Raw genomic sequence first — 24,745 nt, 5'->3', positions numbered from 1 at the left:
CCCGCGGGAGATGCGGGAAAGGACTCGGCTCACTCCCCGCGGGAGATGCGGACCATGTCCTCGCGCGGCACGACCTTGACGCGCGCGCGCTCCTCCGGGGCGCCGAGCGCGACCTCGTGCTCATCGAGCCGGTGCCACCCGTCGAGGTCGGTCCAGCGCACGTCGCGCTCGGCGAGCAGAGCAGGGATCGCCTCTTCGGACGGATCCTCCGGCTGCCACCAGGAACCCTGGTCGTTGATGAGGTGACGCACGGTCTCCATGGCGTCGGACTTGGTGTGCCCGATGAGGCCCACGGGACCGCGCTTGATCCAGCCGGTGGCGTAGATGCCGGGCACTCGCTGGTTGGAGTCCTTCGCGAGCACCTGGCCCTCGCGGTTGGGGATCACGCCGTGCTTCTTGTCGAACGGGACGCCGTCCAGCGGCGAGCCGAAGTATCCGACCGCGCGGTACAGCGCCTGGATCGGCACCTCGCGCATCTCTCCGGTGCCGACCGCGCCGCCCGTGCCGTCCGGCTTCGTGCGCTCGTAGACGAGCGCCGCGACGCGACCGTTCTCGTCGGCCTTGACCTCGACGGGCCGCGCCCAGAAGTGCAGGTGCAGACGGCGCGACGCGGTGCCGCCGGCGTTGTTCACCGAATCGCGCTTGCGCCAGGCCTGCAGCACCCGGTCGATGACCATGACCTGCTTGTTGCTGGCGATCGCGTCGCGGGAGGCGTCGTCGTATTCGAAGTCCTCGTCGTAGACGACCATGTCGACGTCGCGCAGCTCGCCGAGCTCGCGCAGCTCGAGCGGGGTGAACTTCACCTGCGCCGGGCCACGGCGTCCGAACACGTGCACATCGGTGACGGCGCTCGACTTCATGCCCTCGTAGACGTTCGCCGGCACCTCCGTGACCAGCAGGTCCTCGGCGTGCTTGGCGAGCATGCGCGACACGTCGAGCGCCACGTTGCCGTTGCCGATGACGGCGACCGATGCCGCGTCCAGCGGCCACTCCCGCGGCACGTCGGGGTGCCCGTCGAACCAGCTCACGTAGTCGGCGGCGCCGTAGGATCCGACCGCGTCGATCCCGGGGATGTCCATGCCGGTGTCGCGGCGGGCTCCGGTCGCGAAGATCACCGCGTTGTAGTGCCGCTTCAGGTCCTCGAGCGTGATGTCGGTGCCGAAGTTCACGTTGCCGAACAGGCGGATGTCGCCGCGGTCCAGCACGTCGCGCAGGGCCGTGATGATGCCCTTGATGCGCGGATGGTCGGGGGCGACGCCGTAGCGCACCAGGCCGTACGGCGCGGGCAGCTGCTCGAACAGGTCGATCGAGACGTCGAAGCGCCGTTCGGCCTTCAGCAGGAGGTCGGCGGCGTAGATGCCGGCGGGGCCAGCTCCGACGATGGCAAGCCTGAGCTTTGTCATGGTGGTTCCTTTCGGCAGCAGGACGTCAGCTGCTGCGGTCCGCGAGCGACTCCGCGAACCGGGTCAGCGCATCGCGCACGGGGCCCTTGGGCAGCACGGAGAGCTCGTCGATCGCGCCCTGGGTCCAGCTGCGGGCGAGGTCGAGGGTCTTCCGGGTGACGGCGTGGTCGCGCAGGCGCGCGAGGGCGTCATCGAGGATCGCCGGATCCTCGCCCGCGGCGATCCGCTGCACGCCGGCGTCGATCTCCGCGGCGAGCGCTGTGGATTCCGGATCCGTCTCGACGCTCAGCAGCAGAGAGGGCATGGTGGGAACGCCCGCACGCAGATCCGTGCCCGGAACCTTGCCGGTGTCCTCGGGCTTCGCCGACAGGTCGATCACATCGTCGAGCAGCTGGAAGGCAACGCCGACCTTCTCGCCGTAGTTGCGCAGCGGCACCTCGTATTCGGCGGGGGCGCCGGAGAAGATGGCACCGGCCTGCGTGGCTGCGGCGATGAGGGATCCGGTCTTGTCGGCGAGCACCTGGATGTAGAACTCGACAGGGTCGTCACCCTCCTGCGGGCCCACCGTCTCATGCATCTGCCCGAGCACGAGACGCTCGAAGGTGTCGGCCTGCAGACGGATCGCGCGGTCGCCGTGGCGCGACATGAGCTGACTCGCCCGGGAGAACAGCAGGTCTCCGGTGAGGATCGCGATGTTGTTGCCCCACACGGTCTGCGCCGCCGGCACACCGCGGCGGCGGTCCGCGCCGTCCATGACGTCGTCGTGATAGAGCGAGCCGAGGTGCGTCATCTCCAGGGCCTTGGCGATGTCGATGACCGCGGGCACGTTTCCTGCGCCGAGCTGCGCGGTGAGCAGCGACAGCACGGGGCGCACGCGCTTGCCGCCCGCCTCGTAGAGGTAGCGGCTCGGGGCGTCGGCGATCGAGTCGGCGATGCGCAGGTCGACCGCGAGGCCCTCTTCGACGAGATCGAGACCGGCCTCGACCTCGCGGGCGAGCTTGCGCGCGGCGGGGCCGACGAACACGCGGTCGCTGAAACCGAGACGGCTCGCGAGGCGCGAACCCGTGGCGGCGGGGCTCGAAGTCACGTCGTCCAGCCTACCTGGGCGCGCACCGTACCCGGTTCCCGCGTCACGCCTTCGGCTTGCGGGCGCGGTGCAGCGCCACGATCCCGAAGGACAGGTTGCGCCAAGCCACGTCGATCCAGCCCGCTTCGCGCAGCCAACCGGCGAGCGTGCGCTGATCGGGCCAGGCGCGGATCGACTCGTTGAGGTAGTCGTAGGCCTCGCCGTTGCTGCCGGCGAGGCGGGCCACGCGCGGCAGCACCTGCGCGTTGTAGACCTTGTAGAAGCCGCGCAGCAGCTTCGCCGGCGGCGTGGAGAACTCGTTGATCACGACGCGGCCGCCGGGCTTGGTTACCCGGTACAGCTCAGCGATGGCCTTCTTCGGATCCTGCACGTTGCGCAGGCTGTACGACATCGTGACCGCGTCGAAGGTCTCATCGTCGAACGGGAGGTTCGTCGCGTCCGCCTCGACGAAGCTGAGGTTCGGCAGGTCGCCGTGCCGGCGCTTGCCCTCCGCGAGCATTCCCGGCGAGAAGTCGGCCGCGACCACATCGGCGCCGCTGCGGGCGAGCGAGGCCGAGGAGGAGGCGGTGCCCGCGCCGAGGTCGAGGATGCGCTCGCCCTTCTTCGGCGCGACCGCGCGCGTCGTCGCCGCCCGCCAGAGAGCGTCGTTGCCGACGGTCATCACCGTGTTGGTGCGGTCGTAGCCGGCCGCGACCTGGTCGAACATGCCGCTGACGCGGGAAGGGTCCTTGCCGAGGTCGGCGCGGTTGTGCTCAGACGGGGTCACCCGTCCAGCCTACGCGCGCGGCGGCAGCGCGAGCTCCGCGAGGCGGTCCAGCCAGACGTCGGCCGAGGCGTCGTCGAACGGTGGCAGCTGCGCACGCACCCGCTCTGCGAGGTCGGCCGCGAGCGCCTCCAGGTGCCGCTGCACGTCGGCGGGATAGCCGTACTGCACGCGGTGCTCGTCCCACTCGTCCTCGTCGTCGATCCACGTGCCGCGCTCGCCGTCGACGCGCACGACGTCGAGGTCCATGTCGATACCTGTGAAGAGCACGGGCGCTTCGCCCGCCTGCGGTCCGCCCGCGGGCTCGGCGTGCACGTCCCACGCGAGGTCGATGTAGATGCGCATTCCCTTGGGGTGGTCGCGGTTCACCGTGAGGGCGTAGTCGCCGCTCGGCGGCACGAGCGTCACGTTGGGCGCCGCCGCGGTGAAGGTGCGCCCCGGGCGTTCACTCCCCCAGCCGGCGGGCTGACCGACCCAGTCGCCCCATTCGTCCGCACCCAGGTAGACGCATTCGTGGCGCCAGTGCGGGGAGCCGTCCCACTTGCGCCACTGGAAGACGATCTCGGTTCCGGGTGCAGGACGTTCGGCGATCACGGTGCCACTCTATGTCGCGCCTCGGACGCTGCGCGGGGCGCAGCGACGCTTCCGGCACGCAATAGGCTGGTTCCGTGAGTGCCGGCCTGGTCGTTCAGACGCGAGAGTTCGACCTCGCCGATGACCTGCTCGCCTATGCCGATCCAGTGGATCCGCGCGCGTGGTTGCGCCGCGGCGACGGGATCGTCGCCGTCGGATCCGAGACCGCGCGCGTCGTGCGCGTCGCCGCCGGTTCCGAGCCGCGCACCGCCGCTCTCAGTCACGCGTGGGACGGCATCCGCTCCTCGGCCCGCATCGACGACGCCGTGCGCCTGCCCGGCACCGGTCTTGTCGCGTTCGCGGCCCTGGTGTTCGACGAGGGCTCCACCGCTGACAGCGTGCTCATCGTGCCGCGCACCGTGATCGGACGACACGGCGGACGCACCTGGATCACCCGCATCCTCGATGCCGGCGATGCCGTGAACGGCAATCCCGACGACAGCGATCGATCCACCGACGGACTGGACGCCGACGCCGCCCCGGGGCCGACGGCCCTCGGCCCGCACTGGGCGGGCACGCTCGGTCCCGGCGCGCAGTCGGCGCAGGGCTACCAGGCCTCGGTGCGACGGGCGCTGGCGGCGATCGCCGACGCCCGCTACGGCAAGGTCGTGCTCGCGCGCGATCTGGTCGGCACGGTGCCGGCCGGATCCGACCTGCGCCGCCTGGTGCGCGCCCTCAGCACCGAGTACCCCGACACATGGGCGTTCGCCGTGGACGGCCTCATCGGCGCGAGCCCGGAGACCCTCGTCACGGCGCAGGACGGCGTGGTGACCGCCCGTGTGCTGGCCGGCACGACCGCGCGCGGCGCCGACGCCGTGACCGATGCGCGCGCCGCCGCCTCCCTGGCGGACAGCCCCAAGGACAACGACGAGCACGCATTCGCGGTGCGCAGCGTCGTCGCCTCGCTCGCGCCGCACACCACGGCGCTCGACGCCGAGGGCGGCCCGTTCATCCTGGAGCTGCCGAACCTGTTCCACCTCGCGACCGATGTGCGCGCGCGGCTCAGCGACGGCGCGTCCGCGCTGGACCTCGCGGCCGCGCTGCACCCGACGGCCGCCGTCGCCGGCACCCCGACCGATGCCGCGATCGCCGCGATCCGCGAGCTCGAGCCCTTCGACCGCGGGCGCTACGCCGGTCCGGTCGGATGGATCGACGCGCACGGCAACGGCGAGTGGGCGATCGCGCTGCGGTGCGCGCAGTTCGATGTGACCGGATCCGGATCCGATCTCGGGGCGCCGATCCCGCTCACGGCCTATGCCGGAGCAGGGATCGTGGCCGGCAGCGACCCCGAGGCGGAGCTGCTGGAGACCCGGGTGAAGTTCCGCCCGATCGTCGACGCCCTGGCCTGAGCCAGAGCCGGGGTCGGACTTTCAAAGCGCGCGAATTGCGGTTTCCGGCCGCTGATTGCGACCATTTGCGCGCTTCGAAAACAGAGCGAGCGCCGCTCAGCTCGCGGCGAGGCGCTTGCGTTCGGCCTCGACGTCGTAGTCGGCGACGGGCCACTGCGGGTCGATGTCCTCGAGCGCGGCGAGCAGCAGCTCCTGCACGGCGAGGCGCGCGTACCACTTGCGGTTCGCGGGAATCACGTACCAGGGCGCGTCGTCGGTCGAGGTGCGCTCGAAGACGGTGTCGTACGCGGCCATGTAGTCATCCCAGAGCAGGCGCTCGTCGGTGTCGCCCGGGTTGAACTTCCAGTGCTTCTCGGGACGCTCCAGCCGCTCCATGAGGCGCTGCTTCTGCTCATCGCGGGAGATGTGCAGCATGACCTTGATGATGCGCGTTCCGGAGTCGACCACGCGCTTCTCGAAGTCGACGATCGCCCGGTAGCGGCGCTCGATCTCCTCGGCGGGCGCGAGCGAGCGCACCCGTCCGATGAGCACGTCCTCATAATGCGAGCGGTCGAACACGCCGATCTTGCCCTCGGCCGGCAGCCGCTTCTCGATGCGCCAGAGGAAGTCGTGCTGCAACTCCTCGGCGGTCGGCGCCTTGAACGCGGCCAGCTCGATGCCCTGCGGATCCACGCCTCCGACGACATGCCGGACGATCCCGCCCTTGCCCGCCGAGTCCATCGCCTGCAGGACCAGCAGGACGCTGGCCTGCGCCTCGCCCACCGCGGAGCGCGCGAACAGCCGCTCCTGCAGGTCGTCGAGCGCGGCGAGCCCGGTGGCCAGCGACTCGGCGCCGTCCGCCTTGCGACCCTGGTACCCGGGCGTGGACTCGGGATCGACTGCGGCGAGGCCGGCGGACGTGACGCGGAGGACATCGGCGGCCGGGGCGGTCCACCCGGCGGAGTGCTGGCTCATGTCCCCATGATGCCGCATCGGTACGGCGCCGATCGGGCCCGCTCGCTGCGGCGCGCCGGGGGCTCAGCGTGCGAGCGGCACCTCGATCAGCTGCGGACCGGCGATCTCTGCAGCGAGAGCGTGCGCCAGCTCGGCGACGCCGTCGGCGCGCACGTACGTCCAGCCGTAGGCGGCGGCGAGCGGCGCCAGCGCGACGGCCTGCGGCGTGTAGAAGGCGCGGTCGAGGTCCTCGGCCGCGGCGGTGCCCGCGACCTCGAGACCGTCGAAGATCGTGCCCCCGCCGTCGTTGCCGACCACGACCTGGATCCGGGGCGCCGGTTCGTCAGCGGGAATCAGCAGGGATCCGACATCGTGGAGGAGCGAGAGGTCGCCGAGGAGGACCCGGGTGACTCCGGTCCGGCCCGCTCCGGCATCGGCGGTCTGCGCGCGGGCCTGTGCGGCGAGGGTGATGCCGATGCCCGTCGCGATCGTGCCGTCGATGCCGGCGAGCCCGCGATTGGCGTGCACGCGCACGTCCTTACCCGCGAGCGCCTGGTCCGCGACGCGCACGATCCGCGAGGAGCCGAACAGCAGACGGTCATCGGATCCGGTGGCGTCCCACACCGCCCGCACGAGCGCGGTGCGGTCCAGCGCCCCGTCGGGGGCGAGGTCCGCGTGAGTCCCCTCCGCTCGGGTCCAGGCGGCCAGCCACGCGGCGTCCTCGTCCGTACGGGCGGCCGGGACCGCCTCGACCTCGATCGCGCGTGCGTCGACCGTCGCTCCGGACAGGTTCAGCGACTCGCCGCCCCGGGCCACGGCGATGACTTCGACGTCGGTGCGGCGCAGCAGGGCCGCGACCTCACGGCTGAGCGTCGGGTGCCCGAACACGATGACGCGCTCGATCCGGCCGGCCAGCGCCGGCTCGCGCAGCCGCTCCCGGTACGCGGGCACGACGTGATCTCCGAAGCGCGAGCCGCTCACGATCTCCGCGATCAGCGGCCAGCCACCGGTGCGGGAGATCCGCTCGGCGTCCGGGCCGGCGTCGGCTCCGGCGACGACGACGGTACGCGGACCACGGACGAGATGCAACGGCGCGGTTGGGCCGAGGCGCGGAACGGATCCGCGGTCGGCGCGGAGCGGATCCGGCAGCGTCCCGGACAACGGCTCGCGCACAGGCAGGTTCAGGTGCACCGGGCCGGCTACACCCGCGAGCCCCTCCCCCGTGGCGCCGACTGCGGCGGCGACCGCGTCGGCGGCGAGGTCTGCGAACACCGTCGGATCCGCTTCGCCCGGCACGGGAGCATCGATGCTCAGCCGCACCCAGGGGCGGTACATCCCGGGCTGGATCGTGGCCTGGTTCGCCCCGACGCCGCGCAGCTCGGGTGGCCGGTCCGCGGTGAGCAGGATCAGCGGCACGCCCGCGTGGAATGCTTCCATCGCCGCGGGCAGGTAGCCGGCCGCCGCGGTGCCCGAGGTGCAGACGACGACAGCGGGCGCCCCCGACTCCCGGCCGAGGCCGAGGGCGGTGAAGCCGGCGACGCGCTCATCGATCCGCACGTGCACGCGCACGGATCCCGACCGCGCGAGGGCGACGGCGGCGAGCGCGAGTGACTGCGAGCGTGACCCCGGCGACAGCACGATGTCGCCGACGCCGTGGGCGACGAGGCCCGTCAGCAGGCGCACGGCGGCCTCGGTGGCGGGAGCCCCCTCCTGCCCGGCCGCCGCGGCAGGATCGGGCGCCGCGGCGTGCATGGAGTCGGCGGCAGGACCAGGGTCCGCGGAGGGCACGGGGTCCGCGGAGGGGGTGAAGCCCGCGGAGGGCGAGGCCGTCACGGGCGCGGGCCGGGAGTGTCGGGGTCGCCGCGATCGTCGAGACGCGACAACTCCTCCTGGAGCTCCCGGATCAGACGCTCCTGCTCGGCAGGGCTGATCCGGGTGGCGGGATCGACGTCATCGAGCGGGAGATAGCGCTCCTGATCCGCGGTGTGCCCGCGCCGGGTGCGCCCGATCGTGAACCACAGCAGGCCGCCGATCACGGGGATGACGACGACGATCGCAATCCAGACGGCTTTGGGCACGCCTCGGTGCCTGCTCGCCGGCTGCACGATGCAGTCGACGATGCTGTACACCCAGAAGACCGCGGCCAGGAAACCGCCGATCACGAGGAAACGTGCCACGACTCCAGTCTAGGCGTGCGGGGGGATGCCGGATCCGGCACGGGCGTCGCCGGAGGACGCGATCCCGTGGCACCGTCCTGCGGCCGCGTTCATGCGGCGCACATCTGATCGAGACGGATGCCATACGCCCCTCACAGCGCATGCCGAACGCACCCTCCTAGACTGAACCTGTGAAACTTCCTCCCCTGCTCGTGTACTCGGTGCTGCGCCTGCTGGCGTTCCTCGTGCCGTTGGGGATCCTGTGGTTCTTCTTCCCGATCTTCCGGGAGTTCTGGTGGCTCGCGGCGCTGTTCGCCGCGCTCATCGGCATCAGCATCTCGCTGCTGTTCCTGCGCAACCCGCTGTCGGACGCCTCCCGCGCGATCTATGAGAAGCGCTCGGCGAAGACCGGATCCGCTCCCTCCGACGAAGACATCGAGGACGCGGACGGGTCCGACGACGCGGAAGGCACCCGCCACGCGGTCTGAGCCGTCGGTCTGGACCGCGGCGTCTCTCGCGCGCAGCCTCAGCCGCGTGCGAAGGTCACGTGCACGACGCCGCTCTCGGCGACCTCGCTCGTGACCGCGTAGTCGTTCTCCAGTCCGCGCAGGTCCGCCCACAGGTTCTTGCCGCGGCCGAGCAGGATCGGCGTGATGCCCACATGCAGGCGGTCGATGAGCCCTGCGGCCAGGAACGAGCGCACCGTGTCGACGCCTCCGCCGATGCGCACGTCCGCGCCGCCGGCCGCCTCGGTCGCGAGGGCGAGGGCCTCCTGCGGTGCGGCGTCGAAGAAGCGGAACTCCGTGCCGTTGGCGAACGAGATCGGCGCCCGGCCGGTGCTGTGCGTCAGCACGAACACCGGGCAGTGGAACGGCGGCTCCTCGCCCCACCAGCCGCGCCACTCCACGTCATCCGGGAAGTTGTGCAGCCCGAACATCCCGGCGCCCATGATCTCGGCGCCGATGTTCTCGAAGTACTCCGCACCGTAGCGGTCGTCGACCCCCGTGGTGCCGCCGGACGGATCCCCCATGACGCGCTCGCGGAACGTGCGCGTGGCCGTGTACGCGGCCACCAGCCGCCCCCAGTCCTCGCCGAACGGGTTCTCCGCCGTCTGGTCGGTGGTGGTCGCGTATCCGTCGAGGGAGATGTTGAGGTCGGCGCGAACGGCCATGTCGTGTGTCCTTGCTGTCGCGGGTGGGCGGCGCTCAGGCGCCGTGCGGGTTGGAGTCCTTGCCGTCGAGCCAGAGCGTATCGCTCTCGTCGCGGTGCACGCCGTCGGTCCCGACGTGCTTGGTGCTGATCGTGGGGCCCTTGGTGATGACGTGCACGATCGCCATGCCGTGGCCGCGCCCGAGGTCGTACTCGCTCTTCAGCCACTCCAGGATCGGTGTGGCCTTGGTGTCAGGGCCGAAGCCCTGGGCGGCTGCGAGATCGATGATCTGCCGAGGGGTGAGGCCCGTCTTCGTCTCGACGGCGTCGAGATATGCCTGGAAGGACATGTTCTACTCCTTGCGCGGGGATCGCGGTCAGTCGACCACGGTCTGGATGATGACGGCCGAGGCGTGGATGCCGATCAATCGCATTGTGCCGGATCCGACGTTCTCGAAGCGATGCGGCACGAAGGCGGGACCGGTGACCGTGTCTCCCGCGGTCGCGGCGATGATGCGGTCGCCGACGGTGAAGGCGACGTCGCCCTCCAGCACGACCCAGGTCTCGGGGTACGGGTGCCAGTGCAGAAGGGAGCCCTGACCCGGCTGGTTGTCGACGTAGAAGTACGAGACGCCGGCGCCGTGGTCGGCGCCTTCGAAACGACGACCGTTGCCGGTGCCGAGGCGGATGTCCGCGGGTGCGACGACTGCGACATCGGGGGCGATGCTGCTCATGATCTGGTCCTCTCGGTGGTGTGATCCCACTCTCGCGAGGTTCTGGTGTGCCCCGTAGAGTTTCGATGTGGATCGAAACATGGAGGGCGTGGAATGGGAGCACCACCATGTCGACTTCCACCTCAGCCCGGGCGACATCCAGGCGGTGCGGTTCGGGGTCTCGCCCGGTCATGAGCTCGCGCACGCCGTGCGCGTGCTGCTGCGCCCCGAGCAGTACCCGCTCGCCTGGGGCTGGCTGAAGGACGCCCGCGGCCGGCTGCCGCGGGACGCGTTCGGTGTGCTCGCGCATGTGATCGGCGCCGACGGATACATGCCGGACTTCGTCACATCGACCGCGCGCTGGGATCTCGTGCCTGAGGACGAGCTCGCAGCTCTCCGCGAGGCTCCGCTCGCGGGCATGCGCGTAGACCTCGGCAAGATGGTGGTCCGCTCCTCCGGCCGGCGCCAGCAGGCACTGCGCCGCATGCAGGAACGGCCCGCCCGGGCGCGCTCGATCATCACCGACGCCTGGGCCGAGGTCTGGGAGAGCACAATGGCACCGGTCTGGCCGCAGCTGGAGCGGATCCTGCGAGCGGACATCGCGGTGCGGTCCCGCACGATCGCGACAGACGGCCTGGCAGCGATGGCATCCGGGATCCACCCGCAGGTGAGCTGGGGCGACGGCTCGGTGCGGGTGCGACTGCGCCGGCACAGCGAGGACGTGGACTGCCGCGGTGGCGGCCTGGTGCTGGTGCCGTCCGTGATGTCGTCGTGGGGCTGCATGGTGATCACCGAGGCGCCCGCCCAGCCGACGCTGTTCTACCCTGCCCGCGGCGTGACCGCGGGTTGGGCCCAGGACGCGGAGGATCTCGTCCGGGCGCTCGAGGCCCTCGTCGGGCCGGTGCGAGCCGGGATCCTGCTCACGGCGCATGTGCCGCGCACCACGAAGCGTGTCGCGGAGGAGGCGGGGATCGCCGCATCCACCGCCTCCCACCACCTCACGGTGCTGCGCGACGCGGGCCTGATCGCGAGCACGCGCGACGGCGCCCGCATGCTGCACTTGCGCACCCCGCTCGGGGAGGCGCTGGTCGGTGCCGCGCTCTGATCCTCAGCTGAGGATCACCAGCTCCTGCGTGGCGCGGGTCATCGCGACGTAGCGGTCCACCGCTCCCTCGATACCGTCGCCGAAGGACTCGGGATCCACGAGCACGACGAGGTCGAACTCGAGCCCCTTGGCGGTCGTCGGCGTGCGGAACCGCACCCGCGCGTCCGGGAACGGCCGCTCGCCGCCGATCACGCAGGCGATGCCGTCCTCGTGCGCGGTGAGCCACTCCGCGAGGATCCTGTCCCGCTCGGCGAGCACTGCATACCGCACCGGTATTCCGCTCGCGCGCACCGAGACCGGGACGTTCGCGTCGGGCAGTGCGGCGCGGATCACGGGTTCCGCCACAGCCATGACCTCCTCCGGCGTGCGGTAGTTGATGCGCAGCGACGCGCGCTCGATGCGACGAAGCCCCACCCGCTCGAGCCTCTCGGTCCACGACTCGCCGAACCCGTGTCGGGCCTGTGCGCGGTCGCCGACGATCGTGAGACTCTGCGACGGGACGCGGCGCAGCAGCATCGCCCATTCCGCGTCGCTGAGCTCCTGGGCCTCGTCCACGATCACGTGCGCGAACGGCCCTGCGAGGGCGTCGGGGTCGCGCCGCGGCAGGGCGGCTTCGTCCTGCAGCATCGCGCGCACGCCGGCGCTGTCGTCGCCGAAGAAGAACCCGGTGATCGCGCTCTCCTTGTCGTCGTCGGCGGCGAGCAATTCGTCCAGCACGCGCTCGCGCTGCTCGCGCTCCTCGGCGGTCACGGCCTCCTGCCGCCGACGCTGCCGAGAGCCTTCCGGATCCCCGGTCAGCGCGCGGGCCGCGTCGAGCAGCGGCAGGTCCTGGCGCGTCCACGCCCTCGGGTCCTCCCGCCGCAGGGCCGCACGCTCGTCCTCGGCGAGCCAGGGAGCGCAGATCCGCAGGTACGCCGGCGTCGACCACAGGTCGGCGACGACCCCGGCGGGATCCAGCACCGGCCAGGCGGCCACGAACGCGCGCTGCAGCGCGTCGCTCTGCCGCAGGGCGCGATCGAGCCGCCGCGGCGGCACGTCGTCGTCGGCGTTGTCCTCGACGAGCGCGCCGATCAGTGCCTCCCACACGTCGTCCCTGGCGTCGTTGTGCGGCGTACCGGGCTCCGGGGCGTCGAACGCCTCGTCCCACACCGCCGGCTCCACGATCACGTCGCGCCACGGCGTCTCCACGAGCAGCGGCTCGTTCGGCGCATGCTCGTGGTAGCGGACCGCGGCGGTCACCGCGTCGAGGAGTCGCGCGCCCGACTTCAGCGCTCGCGCGAGCGGATCCTGCTCCTCCGGCATGCGATCGCCGGCTCTGCCCTCGGGTGCCAGATCCGACAGCGTGCACACCCGGACGCTGTCCTCCCCGAGGCTGGGCAGCACGTCCTCGATGTAGGCGAGGTAGGGCTGGTGCGGCCCGACGAACAGGATCCCGCCATGACTGAGACGCTGCTCGGCATGCATCAGATAGGCGGCGCGGTGCAGCGCGACGACGGTCTTCCCGGTGCCGGGGCCGCCGTCCACGACCAGCGGGTGACGTGAGGATGCGCGGATGATCGCATCCTGGTCCGCCTGGATCGTGCTCAGCACGTCCCGCATCCGCGGCGAGCGCGAGGCGCCGAGGCTGGCGATGAACGCGGACTGGTCGTCGAGCGCGGCCGCCCCCTCCGGGTCCTCGCCACGGTAGAACGCGGGGTCGAACACCTCGTCCCAGTAGTCGGTGATGCGGCGCGAGGCCCAGCGGTACCGGCGTCGGCTGATCAGGCCCTGCGGATCCGCGTGGGTCGCCGCGAAGAACGGCTCGGCCGCCGGCGCGCGCCAGTCCGCGAGCAGCCGTCGTCCTTCGGCATCGGACAGCCCGATGCGCCCGATGTAGACGAACTCGGGCCGGGCGGCACCGGATCCGGGTCCGTCCGCTTCGCTGTCACCGGCGACGGCCATGCGCCCGAGGCAGAGGTCGACCCCGAACCGGCGCAGAAGTTGCAGGCGCGAGGTCGAGCGGTGGATCTCGAGGTCGCGGTCGAGCGCCTCGTGCCCGAGCCGGGCGGGGGCAGCGCGCAGCCGCACGAGACGGTCCTCGAGGGCGGCGACCTCCTCGGCGAGGCGGTCGCGGATGGCGATCAGGTAGGCGTCGTCGGCGGCGATCAGGGCCGGATCCGCCTTGCGGGACAGGGCGGGCGGCAGGGCGAAGATCGTCGGCGACCAGGCTGCGGCCGATGCGGCGGCCGGCGGGGTCGTGGTGAGAGTGGTTTCGTGGGTGGATTCAGGGCGCACGGATCCTCCGATTCCTGGGCGAAACCACACAGTCTGCCCCCGCAGGGGGGCCTTGCCGCAAGCCCCACCCCCTCCGGTATCCTGGAAATGCAGGGAGCGGTCCGCACGGATCCGCTCCCTTCGTCGTCCGCCCTGTTTCATCCCGCACGTTCAGGTCGCACTCCCTCCGCTCAGGTCGCACTTTCGGCGCGAAAACAGCGCCCGGAAGAGCAGAAATCGCGACCTGAGGCTCGGCCCCGTCCGCTTCGAGCACAGCCCGCGCGGTTACGATCGAAGTGCTCTGCGTCGCTTCGGCTGTCGCGCCCGCCTCGGAAGGATCCGCATGTCCCACGCCGCCTCCGCCCGCACGCATGTCGAGGATCTGGCCGACTTCGTCGCCGCTTCGCCGTCCAGCTACCACGCCGCCGAGGAGGTCGCCCGTCGCCTCGAGGAGCAGGGATTCACCCGTCTGGACGAGACCGAGGCGTGGCCCGCGCAGCCCGGCGGCCGCTTCGTGATTGTGCGCGACGGCGCGGCCATCGCGTGGGTAGTGCCCGCCGGGGCCACCGCCACCACGCCGACGCACGTGCTCGGCGCGCACACCGACTCCCCCGGGTTCAAGCTCAAGCCGCGTCCGACCACCGGGACCAAGGGCTGGCTTCAGGCCGCCGTCGAGGTGTACGGCGGACCGCTGCTGAACTCGTGGCTCGACCGCGAACTGCGCCTGGCAGGGCGGCTCGCACTCGCCGATGGCCGGGTCGTGCTCGCCGCGACCGGTGCGCTGCTGCGGCTGCCGCAGCTCGCGATCCACCTCGACCGCGGCATGAACAACGGTCTCGCGCTCGACAAGCAGAACGAGACCCAGCCGGTGTGGGGGCTGGGCGACCCGCTCGAGGCGGACCTGCTCGCCGAGCTGGCCGACGCCGCGGGGATCGATCCCCGCGAGATCCGCGGCTTCGACGCGGTCGTCGCCGACAGCGCCCGCGGTGCCGTGTTCGGCAAGGACGACGCGTTCTTCGCGAGCGGACGCCTGGACGACCTCGCCTCGGTGCACGCAGGCGTGGTCGCGCTCGGCGAGGTCGCTGCCCACGGCGAGCCTGACGCGATCGCGGTGCTCGCCGCGTTCGACCACGAGGAGCTCGGATCCGGCTCCCGCTCGGGCGCCGCAGGCCCCATCCTCGAGGACGTGCTGGAGCGCATCTACGCCGGTCTCGGCGCCGACGCCGTCGACGTGCACCGCGCCTACGCGGCGTCGTGGTGCCTGTCCAGCGACGTCGGGCACTCGGTGCACCCCAACTACGCCGGCAAGCACGACCCGGTCGTGCAGCCCGTGCTCGGATCCGGTCCGATCCTGAAGATCAATGCGAACCAGCGCTACGCGACCGACGCCGTGGGCGCCGCCGCCTGGCATCGCTGGTGCGACGCCGCCGGCGTCTTGACCCAGGAGTTCGTCTCCAACAACGACGTGCCCTGCGGATCCACGATCGGCCCGATCACGGCGACCCGCCTCGGGATCCGCACGGTCGACGTCGGCATCCCGATCCTGTCGATGCACTCCGCCCGCGAACTCGCGGGCGTGAGTGACCTGCACGACCTCACCGCCGTCGCGAAGGCCTTCTTCGCCGGCTGAGCCCGCTCGCGTGCCCTGCTCTTCGGGGTCGTTGAGCGAGCACCGGCGCAGTCGGAGTGAGACGAAACGCGGTCACCGTCAAGGGCACGGCGTTTCGGCTCGCTCCGCTCGCTCAACGACCCCGAAAGGACCCGATCAGCGCATCGTGTCGAGGATCCCGACGAGGTCCTCGAACGTCGTCAGGGGGTTGAGGATCGCGAAGCGCGTGTTCACCCGGCCGGCGTGCGAACTCGGCACGACGAGCGCACGCTGCGACTGCAGCAGCTCGTCCGACCAGCGGTCGTAGTCGGCGCGCTCCCAGCCCTCGCGTTCGAACACGACCACCGACAGCTCGGGGTCGCGCACCAGGCGCAACTCGGGACGCGAGGAGATCTCGTGCGCGATCCGGCGGGTGAGCGCCAGCGTCTCCGAGACCGCCGTGCGGTACGCGTCCACGCCATAGGTCGCCAGCGAGAACCAGAGCGGCAGTCCGCGCGGACGCCGGGTGAGCTGGATCGAGTAGTCCGAAGGGCTGAACTCATCGGTGTCGGTGAGTGTGTCCAGGTACTCCGCGTGCTGAGTGTGCGCGAGGCGGCCGTCGGTCGGGTCGCGGTACAGCAGCGCGCAGCAGTCGAACGGCGCGTACAGCCACTTGTGCGGATCCACGACGAGCGAGTCGCACCGTTCGACGCCCGCGAACCACGCCCGCGCCTCGGGCGCGAGCATCGCGGTGAGCCCGTAGGCGCCGTCGATGTGCAGCCAGAAGTCGAACTCGTCCTTGAGCGCGGCGATGCCGGCGATGTCGTCGAGGATGCCGAAGTTGGTGGATCCTGCCGTCGCGACGACGGCGAACACGGCCTCGCCGTGCTCTTCCAGCGCGGCGCGCACCTCGTCGGCGTGCAGCTTGCCGTCAGCACCGGCCGGGACCGCGATCACGTCGACGTCCATGATCTTCGCGGCCGACTTGTTCGAGGAGTGCGCCTCCAGGCTGCACACGAGCTTCCACCGCGCGGGCCGCGGCGTGCCTGCGGCGTCAAGGCGCCGGCCCGCCTTGTCACGGGCCGCGGCGAGCGCGGACAGGTTGCCGATCGTGCCGCCCTGCACGAAAACGCCGCCGGACGTGTCGGGCAGACCGAACTCGGCGGCCAGGAACGACAGCACCTCGTTCTCGGCGTGCACGGCGCCCGCGCCCTCGAGCCAGCTGCCGCCGTAGAGCCCCGATGCGGAGACCACCAGGTCGAACGCCATGGCCGCGACGGTCGGCGCGTTCGGGATGAAGGAGAGGTAGTTGGGGTGGCTCGTGGTCAGACAGGCCGGCGCGAGGATGTGCTCGAACACGCTCAGCGCGCGCTGCCCGCCGAGCCCCGCGTCCGTGATGGTCGTGCCGACCAGGCGACGAAGCTCGGCCTCGGGCTGCGGTTTGTCGAGGGGCACATCGGTGGCGAGCATCCGGCGGCGGGAGTAGTCGAGCACGGCGTCGACGATCGCGGCGGATTCGGGCGAGGCGGCATGCATGCGCGAGGCGTCCATGAGGATCCTTCCGACCCGGAAGCCTACGAGCGCCCGGCGACGAGCAGAATGCCGCGCCGGATCAACGGGTCGGCGATATCGTACCGGCAACGAAGCTTCGAATTCGATGGGCATCCGGCGCGAAGATCCGTTCTCGCTCCGCCCACCTGACCGCGAGACTTCATCTGCGCTCCGAGAATGCAGCTGGCCGCCGCAGTCTCGTGACTCAGATGGAGTCTCGCGTGCACCAGGGGTCCACTCGCGTGCACCAGGGGCCCACCCGGAGTTCCCCCAATCGCCCGGAGTTCCCCGGATCCGCCCCGGATCCCGCCAGTGCCTGCCAGGATGAAGCCATGTCCGCCGATTCACAGCCCGGATCCGCCGCCCTCATCGAGCGGCGGGGCATCGAGATCGTTCCCGAGTCCGAGCGCACCGCGCGCCCCCGCGACCTGTTCTGGCCGTGGTTCGCCGCGAACGTGTCGGTGTTCGGCATGTCCTACGGATCCTTCCTGCTCGGATTCGGGATCTCGCTGTGGCAGGCGACGATCGTGGCGATCATCGGCATCGTGGTGTCGTTCGCGCTGTGCGGACTCATCGCGATCGCCGGCAAGCGCGGATCCGCGCCGACCATGGTCCTGTCCCGCGCGGCGTTCGGCGTGCAGGGGCAGAAGATCCCCGGCATCGTCTCGTGGCTGACCTCGATCGGCTGGGAGACCTCACTCACGATCACGGCCGTGCTCGCCACCACGACAGTGCTGCACGCGCTCGGCTGGGTCGGAGCAGACGGCGACGTCGCCGTGCACCTCATCGCGACCGTGTTGGTCGCGGCGCTCATCGTGGGCGCGTCGGTGCTCGGCTATCACACGATCATGAAGCTGCAGTCGGTGCTCACCTGGCTGACCGGCGCGTTCACGATCCTGTTCCTCATCCTCACCGTGGGCAGCATCAATTGGACCACCGCGTTCTCTCGCCCTGACGGCACGCTCGCGCAGACGATCGGCGCGCTGGTCATGGTGATGACAGGCTTCGGGCTCGGCTGGATCAACATCGCCGCCGACTGGTCGCGCTATCAGAAGCGCACGGCTTCCGATGCGCAGATCGTCACCTGGAACACGATCGGCGGATCCGTCGCGCCCATCGTGCTGGTGTTCTTCGGCCTGCTGCTGGCCGGGTCGAACGACAAGCTCAGCGCCGCGGTCGCCGCCGATCCGATCGGCGCGCTCGCGACGCTTCTGCCGGCATGGGCGCTGTTCCCGTTCCTCATCGTGGCGATCCTCACGCTGGTCTCCGGCGCGGTGCTGGGCATCTACTCGTCGGGCCTCACGCTGCTGAGCCTGGGCATCCGGATCCCTCGTCCCGCGGCCGCGGCGGTCGACGGTGTGATCCTCACCATCGGGACCATCGTGGTGGTGTTCTTCGCGCAGGACTTCATCGGACCGTTCCAGTCGTTCCTCATCACGCTGGGCGTGCCGATGGCGGCCTGGGCGGGGATCCTGATCGCCGACATCCTGCGCCGCAAGAAGGACTACGACGAGGCGGCGCTGTTCGACGCGCGCGGACGTTACGGCGCGTGGGACGGCGTCTCGATCGTCACCCTGATCGTCGCGTCGGTGATCGGCTGGGGCTTCGTGATCAACACCTTCGCCGAGGCCGCGCCGTGGAACAACTGGCAGGGTTACTTCCTCGGCCTCATCGGCGGCAAGGACGGCGAGTGGGCCTACGCGAACCTCGGCGTGTTCTTCGCACTCGTGCTGGGTTTCGTCGTCGGCTGGTTCGCCCGTGCCGGGAGGATCCGCCGCCAGGAGCAGGCATGACGGATGCGGCCGAAGCGGGCCGGTCCCTGACCCCATCGAAGGGTCCCTGGCTGGTCGTGATCGACCCGCAGAACATCTTCGCCGCGCCGGACTCGGCCTGGGGCTCGCCGATGTTCCCCGCGGCGTTCGCGAACATCCGCCGTCTCGCCGACGTCGCGGCCGACCGGGTGCTCGTGACCCGCTGGCTGCCGACCGCGGATCGCCGCACGTCATGGGGCGATTACTTCGCGGCCTGGCCGTTCGCGGACAAGCCTGCCGACGATCCGCTGTACGACCTCGTGCCCGCCGCGCGGAGCCTCTCCCCGCATCCGACGCTGGATCTGCCCACGTTCGGCAAGTGGGATGCCATCGATCGGTTCCTGAGCCTGTCGAAGGACATCGGATCCGCCCCCGTCGTGCTCGCCGGCGTCTCCACGGACTGCTGCGTGATCTCGACCGCGCTGGCCGCAGCCGATGCGGGTGCACGTGTCACGATCGCCGCCGACGCCTGCGCCGGCTCGACACCGGAGAATCACGAGGCCGCGATCCAGGTCATGGGGCTGTACCCGCCGCAGCTGACGGTGTCGGACACGACCTCAGCGCTCCGGATCCTCGCCGGCTGATCGAGGCTCCGGATCCTGCGTCGACCACCTGCTGCTCACTGGGCTCTGCCGGCCAGCTCCGCGATCTCCGGCTCAGCCCAGAACCGCCGACACCGTGCGCCGGGCGAGCGCACCCCGATCCTCGGGCGCCCATTTCACGAGCGAGTGGGCGCTCATCCCGTCCACGGTCGCGAGCAGCAGCCATGCCGCCCCCTCGGCCTGTGCCGCGGCGATCTCCCCCGCCTCGACGCCCTCGGCCAGGACCGCCTCGAGATCCTGCTGCCATCGATCCATCTCGATCCGCACCCGGGCGGCGAGCACGTCGTTGCGCGCGCCGGCCGCCCAGGCCTGCACCCAGACCAGGGTGACGTCGTCGCGGTCGCCGTCGAGCAGGGTCTCCACGATGCGGGTGATCCGCGCCCGGAGGTTCGCGGCTGCACGGCCGTCGGCGACGACCTCCTCGCGCTCGGCGCCGACGATCGTGCCGAACACCTCGGCCACGAAAGCGTCCATGCTGGGCCGGTAGTGCGTGACGAGCGCCGGCGTCACGCCCGCCGCAGCGGCGACCGTGCGCACAGTCAGCGCGGCGATCCCGCCCTGCCGCGCGAGGGCGACGGCGGCGTCGAGGATCGCCTTCTCCCGCTGCTCCGGGGGCATCCTCTTCGGCCGGGGGGTTGACGAGGTGCTCATGGGGCTATACCGTATCGCTAGTTGGCCGCTTGTTCAATAAGCGGGATGAACCCGATCCGAGGAGCACCGATGCCCTGGTTGATGCCCAGCGAGACCGCCCGACACGACCGCGTCTGGATGGCCTTCCCCGCCGAAGGCGAGACCCTCGGCGACACCGACGCACTGCGTGAGGAGGGCTACGCCACGTGGACCGCCGTCGCCCACGCCGTCTCCGCCTTCACCCCGGTGACGATCCTCGTGGATCCGAGTGAGATGGCCCGCGCTCGGCGCATGCTGTCCTCCGACATCACGATCCTCGAAGCCCCGGTGGACGAGTTCTGGATGCGCGACTCCGGCCCCACGTTCGTGGTCGACCCCGAGCGGCCCGGCGTGCTCGGTGCAGTGGACTGGGTGTTCAACGGCTGGGGCGCACCGGAGTGGGCCCGCTGGCACGACGCCGCCCAGCACGCGCGCATCATCGCCGCGGAGACGGGCGCCGAGCTGGTGAGCTCCACGCTCGTGAACGAGGGCGGCGGCATCCACGTCGACGGCGAAGGCACGGTGCTGCTCACGGAGACCGTGCAGCTCGACCCGCGCCGCAACCCCTACCTCGACCGCCAGCGCGTGGAGGCCGAGATGCTCCGCACCATCGGCGCCGCCAAGGCAGTCTGGCTGCCGCGCGGCCTCACCCGCGACTACGACGACTTCGGCACCAACGGCCACGTCGACATCGTCGCGGCGATCACCTCCCCCGGACGGATCCTCCTGCACGCCCAACAGGATCCCGGACACCCCGACTTCGAGGTGTCGGCCGCACTGCGGGAGCACCTGTCGGCGCAGACCGACGCCGCGGGGCGCGCGTTCGAGGTCGTCGACCTGCCGGCTCCGGCGACGCTGCGCGACGAGGAGGGCTTCGTGGACTGGAGCTACGTCAACCACCTCGTCACGAACGACGGGGTGATCGCGTGCGGGTTCGGGGACGACATCGCCGATGCGCGCGCCCGCGACATCCTGTCGGCGGCGTACCCCGGCCGTCGTGTCGTGACCGTCGACGCGCGCCCGCTGTTCGACCGCGGCGGCGGCATCCACTGCATCACCCAGCAGCAGCCCACGCTCTCCGCCTGAGGCCCGCCGCCCCTGACCCCTCCCCGTCTGTCTGCGCCAAACCGTGGCATTGCGCTTCTGGATCCCACGGTTCGGCGCAGACAGACGCACGACCGAAGGATCCGCCCATGTTCGACGTCGTCGAGACCCCCATCGCCCGCCTGCGTGAGGCCCTCGAGGCCGGCGAGACCACGGCTGTCGAACTGGTCGACGCCTATCTCGCCCGCATCGACGCCTACGACGGGCCCGACACGGCGACAGCGCTGAACGCCGTCGTGGTGCGCAACCCGGAGGCGCGCGCCGAGGCCGCGGCCTCCGATGCCCGTCGAGCCCGCGGCGAGATCCTCGGCCCGCTCGACGGCATCCCGTACACGGCGAAGGACAGCTACCTCGTGCGCGGGCTGACGGCGGCAGCGGGCTCCCCAGCCTTCGCCGAGCTCGTCGCCCAGCGCGACGCGTTCACGATCGAGCGCCTCCGTGCCGGCGGTGCGATCTGCCTCGGGCTCACGAACATGCCGCCCATGGCGAACGGCGGCATGCAGCGCGGCGTCTACGGTCGCGCCGAGAGCCCGTACAACGCGGACTGGCTGACCAGCGCCTTCGGATCCGGTTCGTCGAACGGCTCGGGCACGGCGACCGCGGCATCGTTCGCCGCCTTCGGCCTCGGCGAGGAGACCTGGTCGAGCGGTCGGGCGCCGGCGTCCCACAATGCGCTCGTCGCGTACTGCCCCAGCCGCGGCGTCATCTCGGTGCGCGGCAACTGGCCGCTCGTGCCGACGCAGGACATCGTGGTGCCGCACGCGCGCACCGTCTCCGATCTGCTGGAGATCCTCGATGTGGTCGTCGCCGACGATCACACGACGCGCGGGGACTTCTGGCGCGCGCAGCCGTGGGTGCCACTGCCTGCGGCGTCGGAGGTGCGTCCGGAGTCGTACGTCGCCCTGGAGCCCGCGGAACTGGGCGGCAAGCGGTTCGGCGTCCCCCGGATGTTCATCAACGCGGATCCCGAGGCCGGCACGGGGACCGGGATCGGCGGGCCGACGGGACAGCGCATCGAGACCCGGGAATCGGTCATGGAGCTGTGGCGCGCCGCCCGCGCCGCGCTGGAGGCGGCCGGCGCCGAGGTGGTCGAGGTCGACTTCCCCGCCGTCTCCAACTACGAGGGCGATCGTGCCGGGGCACCGACTATCGCGACCCGCGGCATCGTTCCGCCCGAGTTCCTGCGCAGTGAGGTCATCGAGCTGTGCGCATGGGGATGGGACGACTTCCTCGGCGCGAACGGCGATCCTGCGCTCAACACGCTGACGCAGGTCGACGGCGCGAAGATCTTCCCCGCCCCCGCGGGTGCTCTCCCCGATCGCTACACCGGTTTCGACGACGACATCAACGAGCTGCCCGACCTGTTCTGTGCGAACCCGGTCACCGACATGACGGTGATCCCGCACATGGAAGCCGGCCTGAACGGTCTCGAGGAGACGCGCCGCATCGATTTCGAGCAGTGGATGGACCGCCTCGGACTGGACGCCGTGATCCACCCGACGATGGCCGACATCGGGCCGGCGGACATGGACGTGAATCCCGCATCCGCCGACAAGGGCTGGCGCAACGGGGTCTGGGTCGCGAATGGCAACATCGTGCCGCGGCACCTCGGCGTCCCCTCCGTGACGGTGCCGATGGGCACCCTCTCCGATATCGCGATGCCGGTCGGCCTGACCATCTCCGGCCGCGCCTATGACGACACCCGCCTGCTGCAGCTCGCCGCCGCCTTCGAGGCGACCGGCGACCGCCGCACCTCACCTCCGCGTACGCCTCGGCTCTGACCCCTCACGGAAACACGATCGGATCCGGCCCCTCACCGGAACATGATCGGATCCGCGCACAGGCGCAGATTCGATCATGTGTCGGCACATTTCACGGGCGTTACCGTCCGCGACACGCCCGGCCGTAACCTGATCGGACCGATCCTGTGAGGAGACCATCGTGACCACGCCCCGCATCCACCTTTCGCCCCTTCCGGTGCGTGAGGCTGCCCGGTGCATGTGCGACCACGGCGACGTCTGCTCCTCCTACGCTCCCGGCCACGCGCTGCATCTGATCCAGGCGCGCCTCGCCGCCGCGACGACCGCCGGCTGGACCGATGCCCTCGTGTCGGGCGTCGATCGGCAGGCCGGCATCGTGCAGGTCGCCACGCTCGACGGCGAGACGCTCTCACTGTGGAACGCCGGCGGCGCCGCCCTCGAGGTCGAGCCCGGTCAGCCTGTCGCCGTGCACACCCGATGGGACGTGCTCGCGATCGGCGCTCTGCGCTACAACGTCGCCCGCGCCTGACCCGCTTCCGGTCGGTGCCCCTCGCCCCGAAGGACGAAGGGCACCGACCGCTACGCCCCCAGTTCGCGGAGGAAGCCCCGGATGTGCTGCTGCAGACGGAGGATCCGCTGTTCGCGCGCGGCCTCCCGGTCGTATCCCTCGTAGGCCAGCGGCGGCAGGCGCCGCACGTTGCCAGAGCAGCCGAAGTTCGCGCAGATCAGCACGCCGAGAGAGTTGCCGTTGCGCCCCTCGGAGCCGGCCTTGCGCGCGGCGAAGAACTGCACGTCGTTGCGCAGCGTGACGTCCTCACACCACGAGCACTGCGCACGGGCACTCGTGCGCTGCTCGGCCTGCTGCAACAGCACCGCGACCGGTGAGCCGTCATCGCGGTGCGCCGCGATGTAAGCCCGGCGGGGCATCTTCGGATCCGACCACCCGAGGTAGTCGAGCTGGGTGAAGTCGACCGCGCCGAACTCCGGCGGCGGGGTCATGGAGGAGGCCTCTTTGCGGGAGGCGTTGCGGAAGGACGCGCGGATGGCGCGCTCATCGATGGGAAGCATGTCGTGCTCTCTGTGCGAGGTCAGAACGGCTGCCGCTGCGGCAGACGCGAGAAATCGGCTGGTGAAACCAGCCGGAGGATGTCCCGCGGAATGTTCACGCGGGCGCGACGAACGAGCCGGCAGTAGACCGCCGGCAGGGGCGTCAGCCTCTGTCACCGGCGCAGATCGCGCCAGTGACCTCCTTCAGCACCGCACGGGCGCCTCGAACAACGAGCATGCTCCGATCCTAGATCACCCGGCATCAACCGGGACCCGAGACCCCGCCGCTCAGGCTGCCATCATGGAGTCGCGCATCGCCATGCAGGCGTCCATGCAGGCCTTGCACGCGGCCGCGCACATCCGGCAGACCTCGCTGTGGGCCTCGTGCTTCATGCACATGTCCATGCAGAGCTGGCACATCGCCATGCAGGCGTCGAGCATCGACATCATGACCGCCGGGGTCATCCCCTGCATGCGCATCATCGAGCGCATCATGGTGTTGCACATGTCTGCGCAGTTCATACAGGACGGCGAACAGTCCATCATCTGCGTCGCGCACACCGTGCATGCCTGCTCGCAGGCCGAACACGCGTCCATGCACGCCTGCATGAGAGTCATGTCCATCATCTTCATGCCGGGCATCATGTCCATGCTCTTCATCGAGTCCATCATCATCGCGTCCATCGAGAGCTCCTTCGTCCACCGGGAGGCGGGCGAACGGCCCGTCTGACGCCCAGAGTAGCCCCGCGTCGTCGTCGCGTCGATGCCCAAACGGACTCGGGCGAGACCTTCCCCGAACTGCCCCTCGTCGGCGCTCAGGTCGTGTGCGGACCCGCGAATCCCGCCGCGCAGCGGCGGAGGTCGCGGGTCGGCACACGAAAAAAGGCCGCCCGTGAGGGCGGCCTTGAATCTGATCCAGAAACGCAGAAAGGCCACCCTGCGTTGGGTGGCCTTTCTGTTAAAGGAAGTCCGGCGGTGTCCTACTCTCCCACAGGGTCCCCCCTGCAGTACCATCGGCGCTGTGAGGCTTAGCTTCCGGGTTCGGAATGTGACCGGGCGTTTCCCTCAC

Annotated in this window: 24 protein-coding genes and 1 rRNA gene; 10 read left to right on the top strand and 15 right to left on the bottom strand. The window is 70.8% G+C overall.

What is annotated here, in order from left to right; all coding sequences use genetic code 11:
• Positions 1-29: 29 nt before the first annotated feature.
• From AB4078_RS13405 to AB4078_RS13390, 4 genes are read right to left on the bottom strand one after another with little or no spacing between them, the layout of a single operon-like run.
• Positions 30-1,403, bottom strand: a complete 1,374-nt coding sequence (locus AB4078_RS13405) for an FAD-dependent oxidoreductase (protein WP_440734065.1) — start codon at positions 1,401-1,403, stop codon at positions 30-32.
• 25 nt (positions 1,404-1,428) lie between these two features.
• Positions 1,429-2,490 carry a polyprenyl synthetase family protein gene (locus AB4078_RS13400; RefSeq protein ID WP_441977563.1) on the bottom strand — a complete coding sequence of 354 codons (1,062 nt, stop codon included), beginning with the start codon at positions 2,488-2,490 and terminating at the stop codon, positions 1,429-1,431.
• A 43-nt stretch (positions 2,491-2,533) separates the two neighbouring features.
• Positions 2,534-3,256, bottom strand: coding sequence for a class I SAM-dependent methyltransferase (locus tag AB4078_RS13395; RefSeq protein ID WP_441977562.1), 723 nt, complete (start codon positions 3,254-3,256; stop codon positions 2,534-2,536).
• Between the two features lie 9 nt (positions 3,257-3,265).
• A complete protein-coding gene (locus AB4078_RS13390) occupies positions 3,266-3,847 on the bottom strand; it encodes a hypothetical protein (RefSeq protein WP_441977561.1) in 582 nt (193 codons plus the stop codon).
• Positions 3,848-3,921: 74 nt separating this feature from the next.
• On the opposite strand from AB4078_RS13390, the gene AB4078_RS13385 reads away from it, so the two are divergent.
• Positions 3,922-5,235, top strand: a complete 1,314-nt coding sequence (locus tag AB4078_RS13385) for an isochorismate synthase (protein WP_441977560.1) — start codon at positions 3,922-3,924, stop codon at positions 5,233-5,235.
• Between the two features lie 96 nt (positions 5,236-5,331).
• Here AB4078_RS13385 and AB4078_RS13380 read toward each other — a convergent pair whose 3' ends face one another.
• From AB4078_RS13380 to AB4078_RS13370, 3 genes are all read right to left on the bottom strand, one after another.
• Positions 5,332-6,189 (bottom strand): polyphosphate kinase 2 family protein, encoded by an 858-nt coding sequence (locus AB4078_RS13380; protein WP_441977559.1) that lies wholly within the window; start codon positions 6,187-6,189, stop codon positions 5,332-5,334.
• Between the two features lie 63 nt (positions 6,190-6,252).
• Positions 6,253-7,920 carry a 2-succinyl-5-enolpyruvyl-6-hydroxy-3-cyclohexene-1-carboxylic-acid synthase gene (menD, locus tag AB4078_RS13375; protein ID WP_441977638.1) on the bottom strand — a complete coding sequence of 556 codons (1,668 nt, stop codon included), beginning with the start codon at positions 7,918-7,920 and terminating at the stop codon, positions 6,253-6,255.
• A 77-nt stretch (positions 7,921-7,997) separates the two neighbouring features.
• On the bottom strand, positions 7,998-8,345 hold the full coding sequence (locus AB4078_RS13370; protein WP_440734071.1) for a PLDc N-terminal domain-containing protein: 348 nt from the start codon (positions 8,343-8,345) through the stop codon (positions 7,998-8,000).
• A 170-nt stretch (positions 8,346-8,515) separates the two neighbouring features.
• Between AB4078_RS13370 and AB4078_RS13365 the strand changes: the two genes are divergently transcribed.
• On the top strand, positions 8,516-8,812 hold the full coding sequence (locus AB4078_RS13365) for a DUF4229 domain-containing protein (RefSeq protein WP_441977558.1): 297 nt from the start codon (positions 8,516-8,518) through the stop codon (positions 8,810-8,812).
• Positions 8,813-8,850: 38 nt separating this feature from the next.
• Here AB4078_RS13365 and AB4078_RS13360 read toward each other — a convergent pair whose 3' ends face one another.
• Genes AB4078_RS13360 through AB4078_RS13350 form a run of 3 tightly spaced genes read right to left on the bottom strand, consistent with a single transcriptional unit; the run spans position 8,851 to position 10,207 of the window.
• Positions 8,851-9,495 (bottom strand): dihydrofolate reductase family protein, encoded by a 645-nt coding sequence (locus tag AB4078_RS13360; protein ID WP_441977557.1) that lies wholly within the window; start codon positions 9,493-9,495, stop codon positions 8,851-8,853.
• 34 nt (positions 9,496-9,529) lie between these two features.
• Positions 9,530-9,823 carry a DUF4287 domain-containing protein gene (locus AB4078_RS13355; RefSeq protein WP_441977556.1) on the bottom strand — a complete coding sequence of 98 codons (294 nt, stop codon included), beginning with the start codon at positions 9,821-9,823 and terminating at the stop codon, positions 9,530-9,532.
• Between the two features lie 27 nt (positions 9,824-9,850).
• Positions 9,851-10,207 (bottom strand): cupin domain-containing protein, encoded by a 357-nt coding sequence (locus AB4078_RS13350; protein WP_441977555.1) that lies wholly within the window; start codon positions 10,205-10,207, stop codon positions 9,851-9,853.
• A gap of 67 nt (positions 10,208-10,274) precedes the next feature.
• On the opposite strand from AB4078_RS13350, the gene AB4078_RS13345 reads away from it, so the two are divergent.
• Positions 10,275-11,291: a DUF5937 family protein gene (locus tag AB4078_RS13345; protein ID WP_441977554.1), complete on the top strand. Its 1,017-nt coding sequence runs from the start codon at positions 10,275-10,277 to the stop codon at positions 11,289-11,291.
• A 3-nt stretch (positions 11,292-11,294) separates the two neighbouring features.
• Here the strand turns inward: AB4078_RS13345 and helR are convergent, their stop codons facing one another.
• A complete protein-coding gene (helR, locus tag AB4078_RS13340) occupies positions 11,295-13,484 on the bottom strand; it encodes an RNA polymerase recycling motor ATPase HelR (RefSeq protein ID WP_441977637.1) in 2,190 nt (729 codons plus the stop codon).
• Between the two features lie 403 nt (positions 13,485-13,887).
• Here helR and AB4078_RS13335 point away from each other — a divergent pair, with 403 nt between their 5' ends.
• Positions 13,888-15,174 (top strand): M18 family aminopeptidase, encoded by a 1,287-nt coding sequence (locus AB4078_RS13335; protein WP_441977553.1) that lies wholly within the window; start codon positions 13,888-13,890, stop codon positions 15,172-15,174.
• Between the two features lie 135 nt (positions 15,175-15,309).
• On the opposite strand, the gene AB4078_RS13330 is transcribed toward AB4078_RS13335, so the two are convergent.
• Positions 15,310-16,683 carry a pyridoxal phosphate-dependent decarboxylase family protein gene (locus tag AB4078_RS13330; RefSeq protein ID WP_441977552.1) on the bottom strand — a complete coding sequence of 458 codons (1,374 nt, stop codon included), beginning with the start codon at positions 16,681-16,683 and terminating at the stop codon, positions 15,310-15,312.
• A gap of 332 nt (positions 16,684-17,015) precedes the next feature.
• Between AB4078_RS13330 and AB4078_RS13325 the strand changes: the two genes are divergently transcribed.
• Positions 17,016-18,476: a purine-cytosine permease family protein gene (locus tag AB4078_RS13325; RefSeq protein ID WP_440734079.1), complete on the top strand. Its 1,461-nt coding sequence runs from the start codon at positions 17,016-17,018 to the stop codon at positions 18,474-18,476.
• A complete protein-coding gene (locus AB4078_RS13320; protein WP_441977551.1) occupies positions 18,473-19,078 on the top strand; it encodes a cysteine hydrolase family protein in 606 nt (201 codons plus the stop codon). The genes AB4078_RS13325 and AB4078_RS13320 overlap by 4 nt, the downstream gene beginning before the upstream one ends.
• A 72-nt stretch (positions 19,079-19,150) precedes the next feature.
• Here AB4078_RS13320 and AB4078_RS13315 read toward each other — a convergent pair whose 3' ends face one another.
• Positions 19,151-19,747, bottom strand: a complete 597-nt coding sequence (locus tag AB4078_RS13315) for a TetR/AcrR family transcriptional regulator (protein ID WP_441977550.1) — start codon at positions 19,745-19,747, stop codon at positions 19,151-19,153.
• 69 nt (positions 19,748-19,816) lie between these two features.
• Between AB4078_RS13315 and AB4078_RS13310 the strand changes: the two genes are divergently transcribed.
• The 3 genes from AB4078_RS13310 to AB4078_RS13300 all read left to right on the top strand — a co-directional run bounded on the left by AB4078_RS13310 (position 19,817) and on the right by AB4078_RS13300 (position 23,158).
• Positions 19,817-20,851 carry an agmatine deiminase family protein gene (locus AB4078_RS13310; RefSeq protein ID WP_441977549.1) on the top strand — a complete coding sequence of 345 codons (1,035 nt, stop codon included), beginning with the start codon at positions 19,817-19,819 and terminating at the stop codon, positions 20,849-20,851.
• A 107-nt stretch (positions 20,852-20,958) separates the two neighbouring features.
• The gene (locus tag AB4078_RS13305; RefSeq protein WP_441977548.1) at positions 20,959-22,650 is read left to right on the top strand and encodes an amidase; all 1,692 of its coding nucleotides are present in this window, start codon (positions 20,959-20,961) and stop codon (positions 22,648-22,650) included.
• 160 nt (positions 22,651-22,810) lie between these two features.
• Positions 22,811-23,158 carry a hypothetical protein gene (locus AB4078_RS13300; protein ID WP_440734084.1) on the top strand — a complete coding sequence of 116 codons (348 nt, stop codon included), beginning with the start codon at positions 22,811-22,813 and terminating at the stop codon, positions 23,156-23,158.
• A 50-nt stretch (positions 23,159-23,208) separates the two neighbouring features.
• On the opposite strand, the gene AB4078_RS13295 is transcribed toward AB4078_RS13300, so the two are convergent.
• Positions 23,209-23,697, bottom strand: coding sequence for an FBP domain-containing protein (locus AB4078_RS13295; RefSeq protein ID WP_441977547.1), 489 nt, complete (start codon positions 23,695-23,697; stop codon positions 23,209-23,211).
• A 280-nt stretch (positions 23,698-23,977) separates the two neighbouring features.
• Between AB4078_RS13295 and AB4078_RS13290 the strand changes: the two genes are divergently transcribed.
• Complete coding sequence (locus AB4078_RS13290) at positions 23,978-24,406, top strand: hypothetical protein (protein ID WP_441977546.1); 429 nt, start codon at positions 23,978-23,980, stop codon at positions 24,404-24,406.
• A gap of 237 nt (positions 24,407-24,643) precedes the next feature.
• Here AB4078_RS13290 and rrf read toward each other — a convergent pair.
• Positions 24,644-24,745, bottom strand: a 5S ribosomal RNA gene (gene rrf / locus AB4078_RS13285); the annotation flags it as partial.

This window comes from Microbacterium sp. 2MCAF23 (genome assembly GCF_052115565.1).
In the GTDB taxonomy this organism is placed as follows: domain Bacteria; phylum Actinomycetota; class Actinomycetes; order Actinomycetales; family Microbacteriaceae; genus Microbacterium.
Note: the sequence above shows the minus strand (reverse complement) of the source record. Positions and strands in the feature narration are given on the sequence as shown.

Coding starts and splice junctions, on each gene's coding strand:
- AB4078_RS13405 (WP_440734065.1), bottom strand. CDS start 1,403: ATGACAAAGCTCAGGCTTGCCATCGTCGGAGCTGGCCCCGCCGGCATC.
- AB4078_RS13380 (WP_441977559.1), bottom strand. CDS start 6,189: ATGAGCCAGCACTCCGCCGGGTGGACCGCCCCGGCCGCCGATGTCCTC.
- menD (WP_441977638.1), bottom strand. CDS start 7,920: ATGCACGCCGCGGCGCCCGATCCTGCCGCGGCGGCCGGGCAGGAGGGG.
- AB4078_RS13360 (WP_441977557.1), bottom strand. CDS start 9,495: ATGGCCGTTCGCGCCGACCTCAACATCTCCCTCGACGGATACGCGACC.
- AB4078_RS13355 (WP_441977556.1), bottom strand. CDS start 9,823: ATGTCCTTCCAGGCATATCTCGACGCCGTCGAGACGAAGACGGGCCTC.
- AB4078_RS13350 (WP_441977555.1), bottom strand. CDS start 10,207: ATGAGCAGCATCGCCCCCGATGTCGCAGTCGTCGCACCCGCGGACATC.
- AB4078_RS13335 (WP_441977553.1), top strand. CDS start 13,888: ATGTCCCACGCCGCCTCCGCCCGCACGCATGTCGAGGATCTGGCCGAC.
- AB4078_RS13330 (WP_441977552.1), bottom strand. CDS start 16,683: ATGGACGCCTCGCGCATGCATGCCGCCTCGCCCGAATCCGCCGCGATC.
- AB4078_RS13325 (WP_440734079.1), top strand. CDS start 17,016: ATGTCCGCCGATTCACAGCCCGGATCCGCCGCCCTCATCGAGCGGCGG.
- AB4078_RS13320 (WP_441977551.1), top strand. CDS start 18,473: ATGACGGATGCGGCCGAAGCGGGCCGGTCCCTGACCCCATCGAAGGGT.
- AB4078_RS13315 (WP_441977550.1), bottom strand. CDS start 19,747: ATGAGCACCTCGTCAACCCCCCGGCCGAAGAGGATGCCCCCGGAGCAG.
- AB4078_RS13310 (WP_441977549.1), top strand. CDS start 19,817: ATGCCCTGGTTGATGCCCAGCGAGACCGCCCGACACGACCGCGTCTGG.
- AB4078_RS13305 (WP_441977548.1), top strand. CDS start 20,959: ATGTTCGACGTCGTCGAGACCCCCATCGCCCGCCTGCGTGAGGCCCTC.
- AB4078_RS13295 (WP_441977547.1), bottom strand. CDS start 23,697: ATGCTTCCCATCGATGAGCGCGCCATCCGCGCGTCCTTCCGCAACGCC.
- AB4078_RS13290 (WP_441977546.1), top strand. CDS start 23,978: ATGGAGTCGCGCATCGCCATGCAGGCGTCCATGCAGGCCTTGCACGCG.